The sequence below is a fragment of the Mycolicibacter icosiumassiliensis genome (assembly GCF_900078685.2).
Classification (GTDB): Bacteria; Actinomycetota; Actinomycetes; order Mycobacteriales; family Mycobacteriaceae; genus Mycobacterium; species Mycobacterium icosiumassiliensis.
This window is the reverse complement of the sequence record NZ_LT546170.1, coordinates 67,805-88,341: the sequence shown is the minus strand read 5'-3', so window position 1 is coordinate 88,341 and position 20,537 is coordinate 67,805. Positions and strand designations below refer to the sequence as shown.

Below are 20,537 nucleotides of genomic sequence, written 5' to 3'. Positions count from 1 at the left end.
TAACACGTGGTTAGCCGCCAAACTACCCCGCGCAGCGGCCACCCGGTAGCTCGGCGGCATGGGCACTGAGCCACTGGGTCATCTGGTTGAGTGCCGCAATCCCGGAACTGAAGCTGCCATCCTTGGGCTCGGCGGCCAGTGCCACCCCGAGATCGCCGGCCGGTGCGTGCACCACGCCGAACTGGCGCACCAGGTAGCCCCCACCCTGGCCCGGACCCCATCCCGCCTTGCTGGGGACATTCAGGCTTGCCAGTCCCCAGCGCTGGTCGGGCACGGTGTTGCGCATCAGGCTGACAACGGGTGAGGCAACTGCCATGCAGGGCAGGTGGGCGGCGAACACGGCCTGGCGGGCCAGCGGCCACTGGGTCTGACCGAACGCGCTGAATTCAGGCCGCAGCCGTCGGGATTCCACCGCCGTACCGGCATCGCCGCCGGCCCGCAGGACGGCCTGCACCTGCCCCAGTTCGGACCACAACTTCTCGGCGGCGTCATTGTCGGAGGCGGTGACGGCACGGGCCGCCAGATCTTGGGCGTTCGGGACGTTGGCGTGCAGCGCCGCGATCGCCAGCGGCACTTTGATCGATGACCACGCCACTCCGGTCTGCAAGGTGCCCAGCGTGCCGGCGCCGTTCTGGCCGGCCGGGGCGTAGGCGATGCCGATGTTGGCCGGGATGGTGTTGGCCAGCTGCGCGAAGCTGGTCTGTAACGGCGCTGCGGAGGCGGGGGAGGCCAGGGCCAGGGGTAAGGCCAGGGCGGCGGCCAGGACCGTGATCAGCACTCGGCGGGCGAAGAGCATTGATTCAGTATTGCGCGCCGGGCCGCGCAATCTGTGGTGACGCGGCGGGGCCGTCCACAGCTGTACGTTTGAAATTGCGTTCAAGGTCGTGATGTCGCTGGCTCAAACAACAGCCCCGAGCGCAATCTCAACGGTGACGACGCGATGCGATGTCGGCTCTAGCGGATTCGGAACACCGGGTCGGCGCAGTCCACACCCTCGGCGGTCAACACCCGCTTGAGCACCTTGAACGTCTCGGTACGCGGCAACTCCTCGGCCACCCGCACATAGGACGGCCACTGCTTGGGGCCCAGGTCGGGCTGCTCGGCCAGGAAAGCGCGGAAATCGTCGGTGTCGAACGACGTCCCGGCGGCCAGGACCAGCGCGGCCATCACCTGATCGCCGACTGCGGGGTCCGGGATCGGATAGACCGCCACCTGAGCGACGGCGTTGTGGCGCAGCAGAACTCGCTCGATCGGTGCGGTACCCAGGTTCTCGCCGTCCACCCGCATCCAGTCGCCGAGCCGGCCGGCGAAGTAGGCGTAGCCGGCATCGTCACGGTAGGCCAGGTCGCCGGAGTGGTAGATGCCGCCGGCCATTCGTTGCGCCTCGGCCTCGGGATCGCGGTAGTAGCCGCGGAATTGGCCACGCCCACTGGCATTCACCAACTCGCCGACCACCCCGGGCGGGCACTGCGCGCCGGTCTCGACGTCGATGATGGTGTTCCCGTCGATCAACGGTCCCAGCGCGCCCGGCGGGGTGTCCGGGGTGCGTCCGATCGCCACTCCGCCCTCGGTGGAGCCGAACGCGTCGACCACGGTGCAGTCGAACCGAACCGCGAACCGCTCCAGGTCGCGGGGCGCCCCCTCGTTGCCGTACAGGAGCCGCAGCGGGTTGTCGGCATCGTCGGGCTGAGCCGGGGTGGCCAGCACGTACGACAGCGGCTTGCCCACGTAGTTGGCGTAGGTGGCGCCGAAGCGGCGTACGTCGGGAATGAACCCCGAAGCGGAGAACTTGCGCCGCAACGCGATCGACGCGCCGGCGGCCACCGCCACCGACCAGCCCGCCATCACCGCGTTGGAGTGGAACAGCGGCATCGACAGATAGCAGACATCGGAGGTCCCCAACCCGAACCGCTGCGAGAGCATCACCCCGGGGAACGCGGCCTTCCACTGCGTGCAGCGCACCGCCTTCGGGTCACCACTGGTGCCGGAGGTGAAGATCAGCATGAACAGCTCGTCGGGGTCGGCCTCCCGAAAGCTCACCGGTGCGTCGTCGTAGCCGGCCAATTCCGATTGCCACGAGGGTGATTCGACATCGATCATGCCGGGAACTCCCGCGTCGGCGGTGTTGTCGGCCAGCACCAGCTGGCAATCCGCGTGGGCCACGTCGCGCTCCAGGGCTGCACCCCGGCGGGTGGGGTTCAAGCCGACCGGCACGATGCCGGTCAGTGCCGCTGCCACCAGCATCGTGGAGAAGAACGGCGTATTGCCCAGCAGCACACCGACATGCGGTGGCTTGTCCGGATCGAGGCGGGCCCGCAGCGCGGCACCGAGCCGGGCACCCGCAGCAATGTGATCTCGCCAGCTGACGAAGGTGTCCTCGTAGAAGACACCGCGGTCGTCCACCTCGGCCACCTGCGCCAGCAGTGCTGTGACGGTGGACTGTTGGTCGATATTGGCGGGTGCTGACATGGTGATCAGATTAGTGCTGCAATAGAGCGGTGACTGATTCGCACCAAGCCATAGAAGCCATCAAGCAAGTCAAGTACCGCTACCTGCGAGCGCTGGACACCAAGCACTGGGACGACTTCGCGGACACGCTGACTGAAGACGTCAGCGCCGACTACGGCAAATCGATGGGCAGCGACCACAAGTTCGCCGATCGCGACTCGCTGGTGACGTTCATGCGCACCGTCATGCCGGCGAACCTGATCAGCGAACACCGGGTCAACCATCCCGAGATCACCCTCACCGGCCCGGACTCCGCGAGCGGCATCTGGTACCTGCAGGACCGGGTGATCGTGCCCGACGCCAACCTGATGCTGATCGGCGCGGCGTTCTACCACGACACCTACCGGCGTACCGCCGACGGCTGGAAGATCAGCTCCACCGGCTACCAGCGCACCTACGACGCCACCGTGCCGCTGTCGGACATCCCCGGGTTCAAGGTGACGTTCGGCGACGCGCTGAACCGCTGAAGTAGCTAGGCCGGGGTTTCGGCCAGCTCGCGGCCGATCGCCAGCAGCTGCCCGGTGGCGCCGCCAACTGCGAACTCAGTCTGCTTGGCGGCCAGGAAGTAGCGGTGGATCGGGTGATCGATGTCGATGCCGACCCCGCCGTGAATGTGGACGATGCTGTGCGCCACCCGGTGTCCGGCCTCGGCCGCCCAGAATGCGGCGGTGGCCACCTGGGTGGTCGCGGGCAGTCCCTCACTGACTCGCCAGGCCGCCTGCGTCAGCGTGAGCCGCAGCCCCTTGACGTCGATGTAGCCGTCGGCCAGCCGCTGCGACACCGCCTGGAAGCTGCCGATCGGCTTGTCGAACTGCTCGCGCTCGCGGGCGTATTCGGCGGTCAGGGCCAGGCCGCGCTCCAGCACGCCCAGCTGGTAGGCGCTGTGGCCCAGGGCCGCCACGCTGCTCAGGTGGTCGAGCACGTCGGCGCCACCGATCAGGCGACCGGCCTCCACCTCGACCCCGGACAGCTCCAGGTGGCCGACGCTGCCCAGTCCGGTGGTGGCCAGCGAGGTCACCGTCACGCCGGGATCGGAGGCGGCCACCAGAAATACCGCTGCGCCGGAATCGGTTTCGGCGGCCACCAGGAAGGCGTCAGCGATCGAAGCGAAACCGACCTGGGTGCGGGTCCCGGTCAGGCGGTACCCCTCACCAGCGGCGGCCGCCCGGACCGGGCCCTCGCCCATGTCGCCGTCGAGGGCGACGGTGAGGATCTTCTCGCCGGCCACGGCCGGGGCGCCCCAGGCCTGCTGCAGCTCCGCGGAGCCGAACTTGGCCAGCGTCTCGGCGGCCAGTACCACCGACTCCAGGTAGGGCACCGCGGCCAGCTGACGGCCGAGTGCGGTCAGGATCGCCGTCTGCTCCAGTACGCCGAATCCGCCGCCGCCCAACGACTCGCTCGCCGCGCTGGACACCACGTCGGCGTCGATCAGCTTGCGCCACAGCTCGGTGTCGAAGCGTTGCTCCAACGCGTCGAGTTCACGCTGGCGCTCGGGCGTGCACACCGCGTCCACGATGGTGCCGACCAGACCCGAGAGGTCGTCAGATGCTTCTGTAGTGGTGAAGTCCATGAGTACTTGTCTCCAAAGTCCTTGGGTATTGGGTCAGCGGTTACGGGGCAGGCCCAGAGCGACCATGCCGATGATGTCGCGCTGCACCTCGTTGGTGCCGCCGCCGAAGGTCAGGATCAGGCAGGCCCGGTGCATCCGTTCCACCCGCCCGCGCAGCAGTGCGCCGGGGGAGTCCTGGCGCACGGTGGCGGCGGTGCCGAGCACCTCCATCAGCAGGCGGTAGGCCTCGGTGGCCAGCTCGGTGCCGAACACCTTCGCCGCCGAGGCGTCCGCCGGCGACGGCGCGGCCTTGTCAGTTGAGGCCAGCTCCCAGTTGATCAGCTTGAGCACTTCGGCCTTGGCCAGCACCCGGGCCAGGTTGAGCTGCACCCACTGCGAGTCGATGATCCGGTTGCCGTGCGCGTCCTTGGTGTTCTGTGCCCACTCGCGGACCTCGTCGAGAGCCAGCAGGATCGGCTGCGCCGAGACCAGGGCGACGCGCTCGTGGTTGAGCTGGTTGGTCACCAGCTTCCAGCCCGCGTGCTCTTCGCCGACCAGGCTGGTCACCGGGACCCGCACGTCCTGGTAGTAGGTGGCGCTGGTGTCGGGGCCGGCCATGGTGTGCACCGGGGTCCAGGAGAAACCCTCGGCGGTGGTGGGCACGATCAGCATCGAGATGCCGCGGTGTTTCTTGGCCTCCGGGTTCGTCCGGGCCGCCAGCCACACATAGTCGGCGTAGGCGATCAGCGACGTCCACATCTTCTGGCCGTTGATCACGTAGTCGTCGCCGTCACGTACCGCGGTGGTGCGCAGCGAGGCCAGGTCGGTGCCGGCGCCCGGCTCCGAGTAGCCGATCGCGAAGTGCAGCTCGCCGGCGGCGATCTTGGGCAGGAAGAACTTCTTCTGCTCTTCGGTGCCGAACGCCATGATGGTCGGCGCGACACTGTTGATGGTCAGGAACGGCACCGGGGCACCGGCGATCGCGGCCTCGTCGGTGAAGATCAGCTGCTCCATCGGCGAACGTGCCTGGCCGCCGTACTCCTTCGGCCAGCTCAGCGTCAGCCAGCCGTCGTGCCCCATCTGGGCCACGGTCTCGCGGTAGACGTTGCCGGTGCCGTACTCGCCCTGGGTCGAGCTGAGGGCCTCACGACGCTCCGGCGTCATCAGCGTGGTGAAGTAGGACCTCAGTTCGCTGCGCAGCTCTTCTTGGGCCGGCGTATAGCTGATCTGCATCGGGGGAGTCCTTCGTTGGTGATCGGTGTCACGATAAGATTCTGGTTCGACAGCCCGTTGTAACACGTTCTAGTCCCGGGGTCCAACGGCCCTAGCGGCTCGTGTGGGAACGCTGTCGGATCGTATGGTGACACTAGTGGATGACGGCGGCCGAAAACGCTCGGTCGGCGCAGGGCTTTTACAGGAGAATGTCATGCGAGTAGAGGTTGATCTGGATCGTTGCGAGGGCAACGCGATTTGCGTCGGAATCGACCCCGACCTGTTCGATCTGAACGATGACGAGCAGGCGGAGGTCAAACTCGCTCCGGTCCCGGCGGACCGGGAAGCCCACGCCGAGCAGGCCATCGCCGAGTGCCCGCGGGCCGCGCTGCGCCGCGTCGACGACTAGCCTCCCACGGGCAACGACTAGAGGTATTCATAACCGCCGGTGACGACGAGTGCGCCGGTGACGTAAAAGGAGCGGCGTACATGACTGACAACGCGATCGACCTGACCGGCAAAGTCGCAGTGGTGACCGGAGCGGCCGCCGGCCTGGGCCGAGCGGAGGCGATCGGGTTGGCCCGCTCCGGGGCGACGGTCGTCGTCAACGACATCGCGCCGGCGCTGGAGGCCTCCGACGTCATCGACGAGATCGCCGCGGCCGGCGGCAAGGGCGTGCCGGTGGCCGGCGACATCAGTCAGCGCTCCACCGCCGACGAGCTCGTCAGCACCGCCGACGGCCTGGGCGGGCTGAACATCGTCGTCAACAACGCCGGGATCACCCGCGACCGGATGTTGTTCAACATGTCCGACGACGATTTCGACGCTGTCATCGCAGTTCATTTGCGTGGACATTTCCTGCTGACCCGCAACGCGGCCGCCTACTGGCGGCAGAAGGCCAAGGATTCCGAAGGGACCGTCTATGGCCGCATCATCAACACCTCTTCGGAGGCCGGCCTGATGGGTCCGGTCGGGCAGGCCAACTACGGCGCGGCCAAGGCGGGCATCACCGCGCTGACGCTGTCGGCCAGCCGGGCGCTGAGCCGCTACGGCGTGTCGGCCAACGCGATCTGCCCGCGGGCCCGCCCCGCCATGACCGCCGATGTATTCGGCGAGGCCAAGGTGAGTGACGGCGAGATCGACCCGCTGTCGCCCGAGCACGTGGTGACATTGGTCCGTTTTTTGGCATCGCCGGCCTCGGCTGCGGTCAGCGGTCAGGTCTTCGTGGTCTACGGACCTGAGGTAACCCTGATGGCCGCGCCGACCGTCGAACGTAAGTTCAGCGCGGACGGGCAGGCGTGGGATCCGGCCGGGCTCTCGGACACGCTGGCGAATTACTTCGCCGGCCGGGATCCGGCCCGCACTTTTTCCGCGTCCGAACTGATGTCCGGCGATTAGAGCAAAATTAGAACGCGTTACAGAGAGGCGTGGATCACAATGCGCTGTGACCAGGGTGAATATCTCTGGAATCTCGCCAAAACGTGTTCTTTGACACTGAGAACGTGTTCTAGTTAATATGATCCGGCTCACGCGGAGCGGCGTCAGAATCGCACGAACGACGTCGGCTCCACGAGGTTGCCGGATACAGTTTTGCGACTACCGATGCCCCAGAAGCCCGACCTGAGGGAAGGACGCGTCTTGATCGAACAGCTCACGGTTCCGGCTAGGGCCGTGGGCGGTTTCGTGGAGATGTCCCTGGAGACCTTCCGGGCCATGTTTCGCCGGCCCTTCCAGTACCGCGAATTCCTCGACCAGACCTGGATGATCGCCCGGGTGTCGCTGTTGCCGACGGTACTGGTCGCGATCCCCTTCACCGTGCTGGTGGCGTTCACCCTCAACATCCTGTTGCGCGAGATCGGCGCTGCCGACCTGTCCGGCGCCGGAACGGCGTTCGGCACCATCACCCAGTTGGGACCGGTGGTGACCGTCCTCGTGGTGGCCGGCGCGGGTGCGACCGCCATCTGTGCCGATCTGGGTGCCCGAACCATCCGCGAAGAAATCGACGCGATGCGGGTGCTCGGTATCGACCCGATCCAGCGACTGGTGGTGCCCCGGGCCCTGGCCTCGACGTTCGTCGCATTGCTGCTCAACGGCCTGGTGTGTGCGATCGGCCTGGTCGGCGGCTACGTGTTCTCCGTCTTTCTGCAGGGCGTCAACCCCGGCGCCTTCATCAACGGTCTCACCGTGCTCACCGGGCTCGGCGAGCTGGTGATGGCCGAGATCAAGGCGCTGCTGTTCGGCACGGCGGCCGGTCTGATCGGCTGTTATCGCGGGCTGACCGCCAAGGGCGGCCCCCAAGGCGTTGGCAACGCGGTCAATGAGACCGTCGTCTACGCCTTTATTTGTCTATTCGTCATCAACGTCGTCATGACCGCGATCAGCGTCCGAGTGCTGGTGAAGTGACATGAGCTACGACGCGACATTGCGATTCCGGCGGTTGTTCCGCGGGGTGCCCAAGGCCGTCGACAACTTCGGCGAACAGGCGCTGTTCTACGCCGAATCGATCCGCTACGTCCCCAACGCGCTGACCCGGTACCGCAAGGAGACCATCCGGCTGATCGCCGAGATCACCATGGGGACCGGCGCGCTGGCCATCATCGGCGGCACGGTCGGGGTGGCCACCTTCCTCACCCTGGCCTCCGGCGGGGTGATCGCGGTCCAGGGCTTCTCCTCGCTGGGCAACATCGGCATCGAGGCGTTGACCGGCTTCCTGTCCGCGTTCCTCAACGTGCGGATCGTCGCGCCCGTGGTTGCCGGCATCGCGCTGGCCGCCACCATCGGGGCCGGCACCACCGCGCAGCTGGGCGCCATGCGCGTGGCCGAGGAGATCGATGCCGTCGAATCGATGGCGGTCCATGCGGTGTCGTATTTGGTGTCCACCCGGCTGGTGGCGGGCCTGATCGCGATCATCCCGCTGTACTCACTGTCGGTGCTGGCCGCGTTCTTCGCCGCCCGGTCCACCACGGTGTTCATCAACTCGCAGTCACCGGGCCTTTATGACCACTACTTCGACACGTTCTTGATCCCCACAGATCTACTGTGGTCCTTCCTACAGGCGATCATCATGTCGGTCGCGGTGATGCTGGTACACACCAACTACGGCTTCAACGCGGCCGGCGGCCCGGTTGGGGTGGGCATCGCGGTGGGTCAAGCCGTGCGAACCTCACTGGTCGTCGTCGTCGTCATTACGCTGTTCGTTTCACTCGCCGTCTACGGCGGGTCCGGCAACTTCAACCTCTCGGGATAGCAGGGGAATACACGTGCAAACGGGATCGAGGCGTACCCAGGTGCGGATTGCTGCGGCAATCCTCGGTGCCATCCTGCTTGCCGCAACCGTGTTCACCTACCTGTCCTACGTGTCGGTGTTCATCTCCACCGACAAGGTCACCGTCACCTCGCCGCGCGCCGGCCTGGTGATGGAACAGGACGCCAAGGTCAAATACCGCGGTATTCAGGTCGGCAAGGTCAAGGCGATCAAGTACCAGGGCGACCAGGCCAAGCTGTTCCTGGCCATCGACAGCTCCGCGATGCACCAGATTCCGTCGAACGCGGCCGTGCGTATCGCCGGCAACACCATCTTCGGGGCCAAGTCGGTGGAGTTCATTCCGCCGCCGACGCCCTCCGGTGCCACGCTGCGCAACGGCGCGAACGTTCAGGCATCCGACGTACAGCTGGAAGTCAACACGCTGTTCCAGAAGCTGACCAATCTGCTGGACAAGATCGACCCGGTGCAGCTCAACGGATCGATCAGCGCGCTGGCCGAGGGCCTGCGGGGCAACGGCGACAACCTGGGCGGGCTGCTCTCCGGGCTGAACAGCTACCTCGGAAAGCTCAATCCCAAACTGCCCCAGCTGCAGTCGGGTTTCGCCAAGACCGCGATCGTCGGCAATATCTACGGCGATGCCGCGCCGGACCTGGCGACCACCTTCGACAACGTCCCGACGATCAGCAAGACACTGGTCGACCAGCGCGACCACCTGAACAAGGCGCTGCTGGCCACGACCGGGCTAGCCAACAACGGCTACGACACCTTGGCTCCGGCGGCCGACGACTTCATCGCCGGTGTTCAGCGGTTCCGTGCCATGGGTAGCCTGCTGGCCGAGTACTCACCGGAGTTCGGCTGTCTATTCAAGGGGGTCAAGGGCGCGCTGGAGCGGTTCGGCCCGTCGTTGGGCGGCACCAAGCCGGCGCTGTACGTGCAGTCCAGCTTCATCCCGGGCGCACCGGCCTACACCTACCCGGAGAGCCTGCCGGTGGCCAACGCGACCGGCGGACCGAACTGCCGCGGGTTGCCGGACATCCCCAGCAAGCAGTACGGCGGCTCCTGGTTCCGCTCACCGTTCCTGGTGACCGACAGCGCCTACATCCCGTTCCAGCCCAACACCGAGGTGCAGTTCGACGCGCCGTCCACCGTGCAGTTCCTCTTCAACGGCGCTTTCGCGGAACGGGATGAATACTGATGAGCCCGCGCAGCACCCAGATCAAGGTCGCGATCTTCGCCGTCGCCATGCTGCTGGTGTCGGTCGGTCTGGTGGTGGTGTTCGGCGAGTTCCGGTTCGCCTCGAACCACACCTACCACGCCGACTTCGCCAGCGCCTCGCGGCTCAAGGGTGGCGAGGACGTGCGGATCGCCGGAATACCGGTGGGCACGGTGAAACGTGTTGAATTGACGCCGGACAACAACGTCAAGGTCACCTTCGACGTCGACAAGCGCTACCAGCTGTACGACTCGACCCGCGCGCTGATCCGGTACGAAAACCTGGTCGGCGACCGGTACCTGGAAATCGCCTCCGGTGCCGGCGAGCTGCGTAAGCTGCCGCCCGGTGGCACCATCGCCCGGGACCACACTCAGCCGGCCCTGGACCTGGATGCGCTGCTGGGCGGGATGCGCCCGGTGCTCAAGGGCCTGGACGGCGGCAAGATCAACGAGATCAGCAGTGCGCTCATCGAGTTGCTGCAGGGCCAGGGCGGCGCGCTGTCGCAGATGCTGGCCAGCACCAGTTCGTTCACCACCACGCTGGCCTCCCGCGACCAGCTCATCGGTGACGTGATCACCAACTTGAACACGGTGCTGACCACAGTTGACGACAAGAGCGAGCAGTTCGACGCCACCGTCGACCGGTTGCAGCAGCTGGTCACCGGGCTGGCGCAGGGCAAGGATGCGATCGCCGGCGCGATCGGCCCACTGTCCTCGGTGGAGAACGACCTCGCCGACACGCTGCGCCGCACCCGGCGGCCGCTGCAGGGCGTGATCGAGAACGTGCGACCGCTGGCCACCGTGCTGGACAAGCGCAAGCAGGAGCTGAACGACGTCATCGACCCGCTGGAAGAGAACTACTTGCGGCTAAATGCGTTGGGCGCCTACGGCTCCTTCTTCAACATCAACTACTGCACGGTGGCCCTGAAGCTGAACGGCCCCGCCGGCAGCGACATCACGGTGCCGATGGGCGGCCAGAACGACACCAGTAAGGGGAGGTGCTCTCCTGTCAAAAATTGACGGCGTAAACCCGGTTCGCACGGGTACGTTGGGCATCGCCCTGGTGGCATGCCTGGTCTTGGTGTCGTTCGGTTACACCAGCCTGCCGTTCTGGCCGCAAGGCAAGACCTATCACGGCTACTTCGCCGATGCCGGCGGCATCATCGCGGGCAACGACGTGACGGTGTCCGGGATCCGGGTGGGCAAGGTCAAGTCGGTGGCGCTGGCCGGGCCCAGCGCCAAAGTGGACTTCACTGTCGACCGCAAGGTCCGGGTGGGCGATCAGTCGCTGGCCGCGATCCGCACCGACACCGTACTGGGTGAGAAGGCCCTGTCGGTCACGCCCGCCGGTGCCGGTTCGGTCACCACGATCCCGCTCGAACGCACCCGGGCGCCGTACACGCTGAACAACGCGCTGCAGGACCTCGGCGGCGATGCTCGCGACCTGGACAAGCCGCGCTTGGAGGAAGCACTGCAGGTGCTCACCGACTCGATGCGTGAGGCGACTCCGCAGTTGCGTGGAGCGCTGGACGGGGTGGCCGCACTGTCGCGCACCATTAACCGTCGCGACGAGGCGTTGGGCCAATTGCTGACTCACGCCAAGGTGGTCACCGGTGTGCTCAATCAGCGTGCCGCCCAGGTTAACCAGCTGGTACTCGACGGCAACCAGCTCTTCGCTGCGCTGGATGAGCGCCGGCAAGCGATCGGCGCGTTGATCGGTGGCATCGACGATGTGTCGCAACAACTTTCCGGTTTCGTCGCCGACAACCAGAAGGAGATCGGTCCGACCCTGCAGAAGCTCAACCTCGTGATGGACAACTTGATCGAGCGCAAGGACCGGATCTCTGGAGCGCTGGACCGGCTGCCCGGCTACGCCACCACGCTCGGCGAGGTGGTGGCCTCGGGTCCGGGCTTCCAGATCAACCTGTACGGCATGCCGCCGCCCACCATGTCCGAGGTGATGGTCGACATGTTCTTCCAGCCAGGCAAGCTCCCCGACAGCCTGGCCGACTACCTGCGCGGAATGATTTCCGAGCGCACGATCATTAAGCCGAAGTCACCATGACGCGCCGAAATTCACGCATCGTCCTCGCCGGGGCGCTGGCCGTACTGCTGGCCGCCGCCGCCTACGTCGTGCTGCCCGCGCAACGCAGCTACCGGATTACCGGCTACTTCGCCTCGGCAGTGGGCCTCTACCCGGGCGACGACGTCCGCGTTGTCGGCGTCCCGGTCGGTCGGGTCGAATCCATCGAGCCGCGCGCCGAGAACGTCAAGATCACCATGACGGTGAACAAGGGCGTGCCCTTGCCCGCCGACGTGCATGCGGTGCTGATGGCGCCGAATATCGTGTCGGCGCGAGTCATTCAGCTGGCCCCGGCATACACCGAGGGAGCGAAGCTGGCCGACGGTGCGACGCTGGACGAGGACCGCACCGCGGTCCCGGTCGAATGGGATGAGGTCAAGCAGGAGCTGACCCAGCTCAGCGCGCAACTGGCACCCGAGCAGGGCAAGCTCAACGGTGCGTTCAGCACACTCGTCAATCAGGCCGCGGACACCTTCGACGGCAACGGCGACTCGTTCCGCAGCGCACTGCGGGAACTGTCGGCAACCACCGGCCGGCTCGGTGACTCGCGCACCGACCTGTTCGGCACCGTCAAGAACCTGCAGGTGCTCGTCGACGCGCTCTCGGGTAGCAACGAACAGATCGTGCAGTTCACCGACCATGTCGCCGCGGTGTCGGCGGTGCTGGCCGACAGCTCGAAGGATCTGGACGTTACGTTCGGCACGTTGAACCAGGCGCTGCGTGATGTCCGGGGCTTCCTGCACGACAACAACGACGCATTGATTGCACAGGTCAACAAGCTGGCGGAGTTCACCAGCATGTTGTCGGAGCAGAGCGACAACTTCGAGCAGGTGCTGCACATCACCCCGCACGGCCTGGTCAACTTCTACAACATCTACAACCCCGCCCAGGGCACCTTGAGTGGCTTGCTGTCGCTGCCCGACTTCGCCAACCCGGTGCAGTTCATCTGTGGTGGCGTTTTCGACATCGGTTCGGTGCCGGACAACTTCAAGCGGGCGGAGATCTGCAAGGAGCGGATGGGGCCGGTTATGCGCCGGTGGTCGATGAACTTCGTGCCGCTGCTGTTCCACCCGATCAACTCCATCACCGCCTACAAGGGCCAGATCATCTACGACACGCCGGCCACCGAGGCCAAGGCGCAGACCCCGGTGCCCTACCTGAAGTGGCTGCCGGCGCCGGGTGTCACGCCGCCGAGTACCGACGATGTCGCCGGGTTGTTCCTGCCGCCGCCGGCGCCGGGGCAGCTGGGCAAGGCGCCCGGTCCGACCGGCCCGGCGCAACCCGGTGCCGGTGCACCACGGGAGGGCGGATGAGCGTGAAGTCTCTTGGAGGCGCGCTGCAGCGGGTCGGCCGGCGGGGTGCGGCGCTCGGCGCCGGGGCACTGGTGCTGTCGGGCTGCCAATTCGGTGGCCTGAACTCGCTGAACATGCCGGGAACCGCGGGTCACGGCCGCGGTTCCTACAGCATCACGGTGCAACTGCCGGACGTCACCACCCTGCCGCAGAACTCGCCGGTGATGGTCGACGACGTCACCGTCGGCAGTGTCTCGGGCATTCGGGCCGTGCAGCAGCCCGACGGCAGCTTCTATGCCGCGGTCAAGCTGTCGCTGGACGGCAACGTGCATCTGCCGGCCAACGCCATCGCGAAGGTCGCGCAGACCTCGTTGCTGGGTTCCCAGCACATCGAGCTGTCCGAGCCGATCGACCAGCCTGCGGTCGGCAAGCTCGCCCCGGGCGATGAGATTCCGCTCAGCCGTACCGGGCGTTACCCCAGCACCGAAGAAGTGCTGTCGTCACTGGGCGTGGTGGTCAACCAGGGCAACCTGGGTGCGCTACAAGACATCACCGAAGAGACGTACGCAGCTGTCGCCGGCCGGGCCGGCACCTTCGCCGGTCTGATTCCCCGGCTGGCTGAGCTCACCGCATCGCTGGACCGCCAGGCCCGCGACATCATCGCCGCCGCCGACGGGCTGAACCGGGTCGGTGTGACGCTGGCCCGCAGTGCGCCCAGCCTGGCCCGTGCGCTGGACACCATGCCGGCCGCGCTGCAGGTGCTCAACGACAACCGCGCCAACATCGTTGACGCGTTCGGGGCTCTGCAGAGGCTGGCCACGGTTGGGTCGCGGATCATGACCGAGACCAAGGACGACTTCGCGGCCGACATCAAAGACCTGTACCCGGTCGTCAAGGCGTTCGCCGACAACGCCAACGAGTTGGTGACGGCGTTCCCATTCATCCCGACGTTCCCGTTCCCGTCGATGTACCTGCGCAACGCCGTGCGCGGGGACTTCCTCAACGTCTATGTCATCTTCGACATGACCCTGCGCCGATTCGGCGAAACCATATTCACCACTGGCGGTTTCGACCCGAACATGCCGCACATGCACGACGTCCTCAACCCACCCGATTTCTTGATTGGGGAGATGGCGAACCTGTCCGGACAGGCTGCCGACCCGTTCAAGATCCCGCCCGGCACGGCTGTCCACTATGAGGAATGACCTGCGATGCTGACTCGCCTCGTTCGAATTCAACTCGGGATCTTCGCCGTGGTCACAGTGCTGGCCGTCGGTGCGATCGCGATCCTGTATCTACATGCGCCGAGCCGGCTGGGCATCGGCACCTACAAAGTGACGGCCGACTTCATCGGCGGCGGCGGCATCTACAAGAGCGCCAACGTCACCTTCCGCGGCGTGACCGTGGGTCGGGTGGAGTCCATCCGGCTCAGTGAGCACGGCGTCGACGCCGAGATGCGGCTCAACAGCAGCACCAAGATTCCGGACAACGTCACCGCCACCGTGAAGAGCATGTCCGCGATCGGTGAGCAGTACATCGACCTGGTTCCGCCGGTGCAGTCCGCGGCTGCCACTGCGCTGCGCAACGGCGCCCGGATCGGTCAGGACCGCACCGCCATCGGCCAGGACATCGCCGGACTGCTCGACCAGGCGCAGTCGCTGGTCAACAGCGTCGCCAACAGCCGCCTTCGTGATCTGCTGCGCAACGCGTTCGACGGGTTCAATGGGTCGGGGCCGGAGCTGGCCCGGATGATCGCCTCGTCGCGGCAGCTGATCGACGAGGCCAATGACAACTTCGACGCGACCTCGGCGCTGATCGACCAGGTCGATCCCTTCTTGAACGCCCAGATCCGCAGCGGTGACGACATCCGGAAACTGGCGCGGTCATTGGCGACGGTCACCACCGAGGTCCGCAACGCCGACCCGCAACTGCGGGAGGTGCTGCAGGTCCTGCCCAGCGTCACCGACGAGGCCAACACGACCTTCAGCGGGATCCGGGCCTCGTTCCCGACCCTGGCGGCCAGCATCGCCAACTTCGGCCGGGTCGGCGTCATCTACCGCAATTCGATCGAACAGGCGCTGGTGGTGTTCCCGGCGTTGATGGCGGCGCTGATCACCGTCGCCGGTGGCGTGCCGATGGAAGAGGGCGTCAAGCTTGACTTCAAGATCGACCTGCACGACCCGCCGCCGTGCACGGTCGGCTTCCTGCCGTTCACCGAGATGCGCACACCGGCCGACGAGACCGTCCGGGAACTGCCCAAGGGTCTGTACTGCAAGGCGGCACAGAACGATCCGAGCGCAGTTCGGGGCGCCCGCAACTATCCCTGCATGGAATATCCTGGCAAGCGTGCGCCGACTATCCAGCTCTGCCGCGACCCGCAGGGCTACGTCCCGGTGGGCAGCAACACCTGGCGCGGTCCGCCGGTTCCGTACGACACCCCGATCACCGATCCCCGGATGCAGCGGCCGATGAACAAGTTCCCGTACATCCCGCCGTCGACCGACTACGACCCCGGACCGCCGGTGGTGGCGTTGCCGCCGGGTGTGCCCGCGGGTCCGGGCCCGGCACCGAACCCGCCGTATCCGCTGCCGTTCCCGCCGAACCAGCTCGGCCCCAACCCGCCGGCGCCGTGGCCGTACTACGCGCCGCCGGACCAGAATCTGCCGACCGGTCCCGGGGGCAACGGTGGCCTGCCCCCCTACGGGCGGGACCCGGCGCCGGGCCCGGCTCCCGGGCCCGCTCCGGGACCGTTGCCTGCCGAGGCAAACGGTGTTGCCTACAGCAGCTACGACCGGGCCGGAAAGTTCGTGGATCCGGCCGGCAACAGCGGAGTGTTCGTGTCCGGGTCGGACAAATGGCTGCCCGCGGAGAACTGGGCTGACCTGATGCTCGCACCGAGGCAGACGTGAGCGGATCCGACGACGCGAAGATACGGCGCCGGGCTTCGCGGGCTGCGGGACCGGCGGGCGATGCCGCCGAGACGCCGCCGAGTGCGGTACGGATTCCGGCGCCCAGCCGCGCCGCGGTGCGGGCGGTCCGGCCGGCCGGACCGCCGCCGCGGCGCCGGCCCAACGCCCGCAAGACCGCGCAAGTAGCGGGCGCTGCCGGCCTGGCGGCGTCGGTCTTGTTGGGTGGGCTGGTCGCCGCGCTCGGGGTGCAACACCGGCATGCCGATGCGACGCAGCAGCGGGACCAGCGATTCATCGACACCGCGGTCCAGACCGTGCTGAACATGTACACCTATACGCCCGACACCATCAACGAACAGGTGGATCTGTTCGTGGCGGGCACCAGCGGCCCGCTGCGCGACACCATGGCCGCCAACGCCGAGAACCTCAAAGCGCTGTTGCACGAGACCAAGCACAGCTCCGAAGCCGTCATCAATGCTGCGGCCCTCGAAGGAGTCGACGATATCGCCGCGAATGCTTCGGTGCTGGTGGCGATGCGGGCTACCGCCACCGATGTCGATGGCGTCAACAAGCCTTCGCAGCCGTATGCGCTGCGGGTGATCGTGCACCAAGATGATGCCGGCAACATGACCGCCTACGACCTCAAGTGGCCGGACGGCAGCCGATGACGGGCCGCTGGATCTGGCTCGCCGTTCTGGTGGGGGTGCTCGCAGCGTTCGTGGGTTTGGGCACCGCGGCGGGAGCGCTGTACTGGAGCCGGGTCGAGGCGCGCGGAGAGCAGATGGCACGCACCGAGCTGGTCAGGCTGACAGCCGACGAGATCCCCAAGGTGCTCGGCTACGAGTACAAGACCGTAGAGCGGAGCCTGACCGAGACCTACCCGATGTTCACCGGCGACTACCGTCGCGAGTTCGAGGCGCGGGCCGCCAACGAGATCATTCCGCAGGCTCGCGAGAAGCAGTTGGTGAACCAGGTCGATGTCGTCGGCGTCGGTGCCATGGCTGCACGCCGGACTTCCGGGTCGGTGCTGGTGTTCGTCAACCGCACTGTGACGGGCAAGTCCAAGGAGAAGTACTACGAGGGCAGTCGGTTGCGGGTCGACTTCCGCAAGATCGACCGCAAGTGGCTGATCAGCAATATCGCGCCGATCTAGCTGAGAGGATGAGCACCATGGGAAAACTCGTTCGTGGTCTGGTCGCCTTGGCTGCGGCGATGACGGCGGCCAACGGCCTGGCAGTCCCAGCAGGCGCGGATGACGATGCGATTCCGGAGGGCACGCTGGAGGGTGTCTACACCTACAACGACGGCCATACCACCGCGACCTGGAGGATCTACCCGCTGTGTGTCCCGACGGTGGGTGATGGCCGGGTGCCGCTGCACATGGCGGTCGGCTGCAAACTGCAGGTCGAAAGCAGTGGTCCGCCGGGTCAGGCTGGGGCCTACCGGTTGTCGAACGGTCGATGGACTTACAAGACGCCGCTGCTGGCCGGCACCAAGTGCTCCGACGGCAGCACCGCCGGCAGCGATGAGATGTACCAGTTCGACACGTCCCTCAACGGCACCTACACCCAGTCGCACACCGCGGTGTGTGGGTTGCAGCCCGGGTTGGAGAAGCGCCCGTTCACGCTGACGTTCGTCTCGCCGCTGCCGAACCCGGTCATTCACTACCCGCTGACCTGTCAGGACAACCCGGTCCACCTGTGTAGCTAGCGTCGATCGCAAGCGCGGCGTCAGCCGGGCGCCGCAGGTCGGCGCCGTCGGCTGAGCTACTCCGCGGAGTCGGCGAGCGCGCCGAGGAACGATCGGGCCCAGCGGTCCACGTCGTGGGCCAGCACCTGACGGCGCAGCGCCCGCATCCGTCGGCGGCCCTCCTCCGGGGTCTGGTTGACCGCTGCTTCGATGACGTCCTTGACGCACTCCAGGTCGTGCGGGTTGACCAGATAGGCCTGACGTAATTCCGCTGCGGCCCCGGTGAATTCGCTGAGGACCAAGGCGCCGCCCAGGTCGCTGCGGCACGCCACGTATTCCTTGGCGACCAGATTCATCCCGTCGCGCAGCGGGGTGACCAGCATGACGTCGCTGGCCACGAAGAACGCGATCAGTTCGTCGCGGGGGACCGGGCGGTGCAGGTAGTGCACCACCGGGTGGCCGACCTCGCTGTACTCACCATTGATATGGCCGACTTGGCGTTCGATGTCGTCGCGCAGGATCTGGTAGCTCTCCACCCGTTCGCGGCTCGGAGTCGCCAGCTGCACCAGCACGGTGTCGTCCCGCTTGGCGCGTCCCTCGGCCAGCAGCTCGTTGAATGCCTTGAGCCGAACGTCGATGCCTTTGGTGTAGTCCAGCCGGTCCACGCCGAGCAGGATCTTGCGAGGATGGCCCAGTTCAGCCCGGATTTCCTTGGCGCGCCGCCGGATCCCGCGTTCCCGCGCCTTGCGGTCGAGCTCGCCGGAGTCGATCGAGATGGGGAAGGCGCCTACCCGCACCGTGCGATCGGTCAACCGCACCTCACCGAACCGGCTGCGCACCCCGACCGACCCCCGCGAGGTCACCGCGCCGGCCAGGTGGCGGGCCAAGTACAAGAAGTTCTGGGCTCCGCCGGCCAGGTGAAAGCCGACCAGGTCGGCGCCCAGTAGGCCGTCGACGATCTCGGCGCGCCACGGCAGCTGCATGAACAGCTCCACCGGCGGGAACGGGATGTGCAGGAAGAATCCGATGGTCAGGTCGGGACGCAGATCCCGCAGCATCTTGGGGACCAGCTGCAGCTGATAGTCCTGGACCCACACCGTGGCGCCCGGGGCGGCGGCGCGCGACGCAGCTTCGACGAAGCGGCGGTTGACGTCGACGTAGCGGTCCCACCACTGCCGGTGGTAAATCGGTTTGACGATCACGTCGTGATACAGCGGCCACAGGGTGGCGTTGGAGAAACCCTCGTAGTACTCGGCGATATCGGTGCTGTCCAGCGGAACCGGATGCAGCCGCAAGTCTTCGACGTCGATCGGCCCCGCGGGCGCGTCCAGGCTGCCGGGCCAGCCGACCCAGGCGCCGCGGCGCTTACGCAGCAGGGGCTCGAGTGCGGTGACCAATCCGCCGGGGCTGCGTTTCCAGGCCGTCGTGCCGTCGGGCAACACCTCGATGTCGATCGGCAGCCGGTTGGCCACCACAACGAAATCGGACTCCCCGGGTTCTTGCGGCGGTCCCAACTTCGGCTCTCCTTCGTCGAGCCTCGCTGAACCGCCGGGCGGCCCCGACTCCGGCATCTACGCCCCGTTCTTGTCGGGTGTCGCGGGCCCGATTCCCAGCATGGACAGGAACACCCGACACTCGTCGGCGTCCTCGGCGTAGGCGGCAACCACTCGCCGGGCCTGGCGCGCGGTGCTGTCGGCCAGCGGTTCCACGTCCTCGATGTCGGCGTCTTCGGATTTAGCAGGCATGACTTGACTCTAGCGAAGTGCGCGCTCGGTCACACCTGGCTCGGGCAGCTCGGGCCGGCCGCCGTAGCCTGTGGTGCGAAGACGACGAGGGCGGAGGCAATGGTCACATCGGACACCGCATCGCAGCGCGCTGGCGAGACTTCGGATCGCCTGGTCGACTACGAAACGCTCGACGACGGGCGCATCGCCCGGATCTGGCTGAACCGCCCCGACGTGCACAACGCGCAGAATCGCACCCTGCTGGTGCAGCTCGACGAGGCATTCGGCCGCGCCGAGGCCGATGACACCGTCCGGGTGGTGATCCTGGCCGCGCGGGGCAAGAACTTCTCTGCCGGCCACGACCTGGGGTCGGAGGCCACGTTGCTCGAGCGGCGGCCCGGACCGGCGCAGCACCCGACGTTCCAATCCCACGGCGCCACCCGGGAGCCGGTGGTGGAGAAGACGTATCTGCAGGAGTGGCACTTCTTCTTCCAGAACACCTGCCGGTGGCGGGACCTGCGCAAGATCACCATCGCACAGGTGCAGGGCAACGCCATCTCTGCCGGGCTGATGTTGATCTGGGCCTGCGACCTGATCGTGGCCGCAGACAATGCCCGGTTCTCCGACGTGGTCGGGGTGCGGCTGGGCATGCCGGGTGTGGAGTACTACGCCCACCCCTGGGAATTCGGCCCCCGCAAAGCCAAGGAGCTGCTGCTGACCGGGGACTCGTTGGACGCCGACGAGGCGCACCGGCTCGGCATGGTGTCCAAGGTGTTTCCGACCGATGAGCTGGCGGACAAGACGCTGGAGTTCGCTCGGCGCATCGCGAAGCTGCCCACCATGGCCGCGTTGCTGATCAAGGATTCGGTGAACGGTGCCGCCGACGCGATGGGCTTCACCGAGGCGCTGCGGCACGGCTTCCACATCCATCAACTGGGCCATGCGCATTGGGCGGCTCATAACGAAAACCGCGCCCCGTTGGGGTTGCCGCCGGATGTCGAAGACTGGCGCACCGCCGGGCCCACCGCCGTGGCCCGCCGCGACCAACCCTGACCTAAGGCCCTGCGTCGTTCGGCCCACCGGCCATCTTCTTT

21 protein-coding genes are annotated in these 20,537 nt (G+C 66.7%); 15 read left to right on the top strand and 6 right to left on the bottom strand.

The window, feature by feature from the left end; all coding sequences use genetic code 11:
* Positions 1–22: 22 nt before the first annotated feature.
* Together BN4346_RS43020 and fadD17 are read right to left on the bottom strand one after the other, a co-directional pair.
* Complete coding sequence (locus tag BN4346_RS43020) at positions 23–733, bottom strand: serine hydrolase (RefSeq protein ID WP_067976395.1); 711 nt, start codon at positions 731–733, stop codon at positions 23–25.
* Between the two features lie 221 nt (positions 734–954).
* On the bottom strand, positions 955–2,469 hold the full coding sequence (fadD17, locus tag BN4346_RS43015) for a long-chain-fatty-acid--CoA ligase FadD17 (RefSeq protein WP_067976216.1): 1,515 nt from the start codon (positions 2,467–2,469) through the stop codon (positions 955–957).
* A 29-nt stretch (positions 2,470–2,498) separates the two neighbouring features.
* Between fadD17 and BN4346_RS43010 the strand changes: the two genes are divergently transcribed.
* Complete coding sequence (locus BN4346_RS43010; protein ID WP_067976215.1) at positions 2,499–2,975, top strand: nuclear transport factor 2 family protein; 477 nt, start codon at positions 2,499–2,501, stop codon at positions 2,973–2,975.
* Between the two features lie 5 nt (positions 2,976–2,980).
* On the opposite strand, the gene BN4346_RS43005 is transcribed toward BN4346_RS43010, so the two are convergent.
* Positions 2,981–4,078: an acyl-CoA dehydrogenase family protein gene (locus tag BN4346_RS43005; protein WP_067976214.1), complete on the bottom strand. Its 1,098-nt coding sequence runs from the start codon at positions 4,076–4,078 to the stop codon at positions 2,981–2,983.
* 33 nt (positions 4,079–4,111) lie between these two features.
* The gene (locus BN4346_RS43000; protein ID WP_067976212.1) at positions 4,112–5,290 is read right to left on the bottom strand and encodes an acyl-CoA dehydrogenase family protein; all 1,179 of its coding nucleotides are present in this window, start codon (positions 5,288–5,290) and stop codon (positions 4,112–4,114) included.
* A 193-nt stretch (positions 5,291–5,483) separates the two neighbouring features.
* Between BN4346_RS43000 and BN4346_RS42995 the strand changes: the two genes are divergently transcribed.
* The 13 genes from BN4346_RS42995 (at position 5,484) to BN4346_RS42935 (ending at position 17,740) form a co-directional block, all read left to right on the top strand.
* On the top strand, positions 5,484–5,678 hold the full coding sequence (locus BN4346_RS42995; protein ID WP_024442226.1) for a ferredoxin: 195 nt from the start codon (positions 5,484–5,486) through the stop codon (positions 5,676–5,678).
* A gap of 80 nt (positions 5,679–5,758) precedes the next feature.
* Positions 5,759–6,667, top strand: a complete 909-nt coding sequence (locus tag BN4346_RS42990) for a 3-oxoacyl-ACP reductase (RefSeq protein ID WP_067976211.1) — start codon at positions 5,759–5,761, stop codon at positions 6,665–6,667.
* Between the two features lie 240 nt (positions 6,668–6,907).
* Positions 6,908–7,672, top strand: coding sequence for an MlaE family ABC transporter permease (locus tag BN4346_RS42985; RefSeq protein WP_046286802.1), 765 nt, complete (start codon positions 6,908–6,910; stop codon positions 7,670–7,672).
* Position 7,673: 1 nt separating this feature from the next.
* Positions 7,674–8,516 (top strand): MlaE family ABC transporter permease, encoded by an 843-nt coding sequence (locus tag BN4346_RS42980; protein ID WP_065042408.1) that lies wholly within the window; start codon positions 7,674–7,676, stop codon positions 8,514–8,516.
* Between the two features lie 40 nt (positions 8,517–8,556).
* The gene (locus BN4346_RS42975; protein WP_067976207.1) at positions 8,557–9,729 is read left to right on the top strand and encodes an MCE family protein; all 1,173 of its coding nucleotides are present in this window, start codon (positions 8,557–8,559) and stop codon (positions 9,727–9,729) included.
* On the top strand, positions 9,729–10,766 hold the full coding sequence (locus tag BN4346_RS42970) for an MCE family protein (protein WP_067976204.1): 1,038 nt from the start codon (positions 9,729–9,731) through the stop codon (positions 10,764–10,766). Before BN4346_RS42975 ends, BN4346_RS42970 begins: the two co-directional genes overlap by 1 nt.
* Positions 10,753–11,811 carry a virulence factor Mce family protein gene (locus tag BN4346_RS42965; protein WP_067976202.1) on the top strand — a complete coding sequence of 353 codons (1,059 nt, stop codon included), beginning with the start codon at positions 10,753–10,755 and terminating at the stop codon, positions 11,809–11,811. The genes BN4346_RS42970 and BN4346_RS42965 overlap by 14 nt, the downstream gene beginning before the upstream one ends.
* Positions 11,808–13,142: an MCE family protein gene (locus BN4346_RS42960; RefSeq protein WP_067976200.1), complete on the top strand. Its 1,335-nt coding sequence runs from the start codon at positions 11,808–11,810 to the stop codon at positions 13,140–13,142. The genes BN4346_RS42965 and BN4346_RS42960 overlap by 4 nt, the downstream gene beginning before the upstream one ends.
* Positions 13,139–14,326: an MCE family protein gene (locus BN4346_RS42955; protein ID WP_067976197.1), complete on the top strand. Its 1,188-nt coding sequence runs from the start codon at positions 13,139–13,141 to the stop codon at positions 14,324–14,326. Before BN4346_RS42960 ends, BN4346_RS42955 begins: the two co-directional genes overlap by 4 nt.
* A 6-nt stretch (positions 14,327–14,332) precedes the next feature.
* The gene (locus tag BN4346_RS42950) at positions 14,333–16,030 is read left to right on the top strand and encodes an MCE family protein (protein ID WP_067976196.1); all 1,698 of its coding nucleotides are present in this window, start codon (positions 14,333–14,335) and stop codon (positions 16,028–16,030) included.
* A complete protein-coding gene (locus BN4346_RS42945) occupies positions 16,027–16,698 on the top strand; it encodes a mammalian cell entry protein (RefSeq protein WP_067976194.1) in 672 nt (223 codons plus the stop codon). Before BN4346_RS42950 ends, BN4346_RS42945 begins: the two co-directional genes overlap by 4 nt.
* Positions 16,695–17,183 carry a mammalian cell entry protein gene (locus tag BN4346_RS42940; protein ID WP_067976394.1) on the top strand — a complete coding sequence of 163 codons (489 nt, stop codon included), beginning with the start codon at positions 16,695–16,697 and terminating at the stop codon, positions 17,181–17,183. The genes BN4346_RS42945 and BN4346_RS42940 overlap by 4 nt, the downstream gene beginning before the upstream one ends.
* 17 nt (positions 17,184–17,200) lie before the next feature.
* Positions 17,201–17,740: a hypothetical protein gene (locus tag BN4346_RS42935; protein WP_154677668.1), complete on the top strand. Its 540-nt coding sequence runs from the start codon at positions 17,201–17,203 to the stop codon at positions 17,738–17,740.
* Between the two features lie 56 nt (positions 17,741–17,796).
* Here the strand turns inward: BN4346_RS42935 and BN4346_RS42930 are convergent, their stop codons facing one another.
* On the bottom strand, positions 17,797–19,290 hold the full coding sequence (locus BN4346_RS42930; protein ID WP_407695152.1) for an alpha,alpha-trehalose-phosphate synthase (UDP-forming): 1,494 nt from the start codon (positions 19,288–19,290) through the stop codon (positions 17,797–17,799).
* Complete coding sequence (locus BN4346_RS48270) at positions 19,291–19,464, bottom strand: hypothetical protein (RefSeq protein ID WP_096867729.1); 174 nt, start codon at positions 19,462–19,464, stop codon at positions 19,291–19,293.
* Positions 19,465–19,563: 99 nt separating this feature from the next.
* Between BN4346_RS48270 and BN4346_RS42920 the strand changes: the two genes are divergently transcribed.
* Positions 19,564–20,496, top strand: a complete 933-nt coding sequence (locus tag BN4346_RS42920; protein WP_067976190.1) for an enoyl-CoA hydratase — start codon at positions 19,564–19,566, stop codon at positions 20,494–20,496.
* Positions 20,497–20,537 lie beyond the last annotated feature (41 nt).

Excerpts from the sequence above, each read along its gene's own strand:
- BN4346_RS42920 (WP_067976190.1), top strand. The coding sequence starts at position 19,564 with ATGGTCACATCGGACACCGCATCGCAGCGCGCTGGCGAGACTTCGGAT.
- BN4346_RS42950 (WP_067976196.1), top strand. The coding sequence starts at position 14,333 with ATGCTGACTCGCCTCGTTCGAATTCAACTCGGGATCTTCGCCGTGGTC.
- BN4346_RS43000 (WP_067976212.1), bottom strand. The coding sequence starts at position 5,290 with ATGCAGATCAGCTATACGCCGGCCCAAGAAGAGCTGCGCAGCGAACTG.
- BN4346_RS42935 (WP_154677668.1), top strand. The coding sequence starts at position 17,201 with ATGGGAAAACTCGTTCGTGGTCTGGTCGCCTTGGCTGCGGCGATGACG.
- BN4346_RS42940 (WP_067976394.1), top strand. The coding sequence starts at position 16,695 with ATGACGGGCCGCTGGATCTGGCTCGCCGTTCTGGTGGGGGTGCTCGCA.
- BN4346_RS42970 (WP_067976204.1), top strand. The coding sequence starts at position 9,729 with ATGAGCCCGCGCAGCACCCAGATCAAGGTCGCGATCTTCGCCGTCGCC.
- BN4346_RS48270 (WP_096867729.1), bottom strand. The coding sequence starts at position 19,464 with ATGCCTGCTAAATCCGAAGACGCCGACATCGAGGACGTGGAACCGCTG.
- BN4346_RS42960 (WP_067976200.1), top strand. The coding sequence starts at position 11,808 with ATGACGCGCCGAAATTCACGCATCGTCCTCGCCGGGGCGCTGGCCGTA.
- BN4346_RS42955 (WP_067976197.1), top strand. The coding sequence starts at position 13,139 with ATGAGCGTGAAGTCTCTTGGAGGCGCGCTGCAGCGGGTCGGCCGGCGG.
- BN4346_RS42980 (WP_065042408.1), top strand. The coding sequence starts at position 7,674 with ATGAGCTACGACGCGACATTGCGATTCCGGCGGTTGTTCCGCGGGGTG.
- BN4346_RS42990 (WP_067976211.1), top strand. The coding sequence starts at position 5,759 with ATGACTGACAACGCGATCGACCTGACCGGCAAAGTCGCAGTGGTGACC.
- BN4346_RS42995 (WP_024442226.1), top strand. The coding sequence starts at position 5,484 with ATGCGAGTAGAGGTTGATCTGGATCGTTGCGAGGGCAACGCGATTTGC.
- BN4346_RS42930 (WP_407695152.1), bottom strand. The coding sequence starts at position 19,290 with ATGCCGGAGTCGGGGCCGCCCGGCGGTTCAGCGAGGCTCGACGAAGGA.
- BN4346_RS43005 (WP_067976214.1), bottom strand. The coding sequence starts at position 4,078 with ATGGACTTCACCACTACAGAAGCATCTGACGACCTCTCGGGTCTGGTC.
- fadD17 (WP_067976216.1), bottom strand. The coding sequence starts at position 2,469 with ATGTCAGCACCCGCCAATATCGACCAACAGTCCACCGTCACAGCACTG.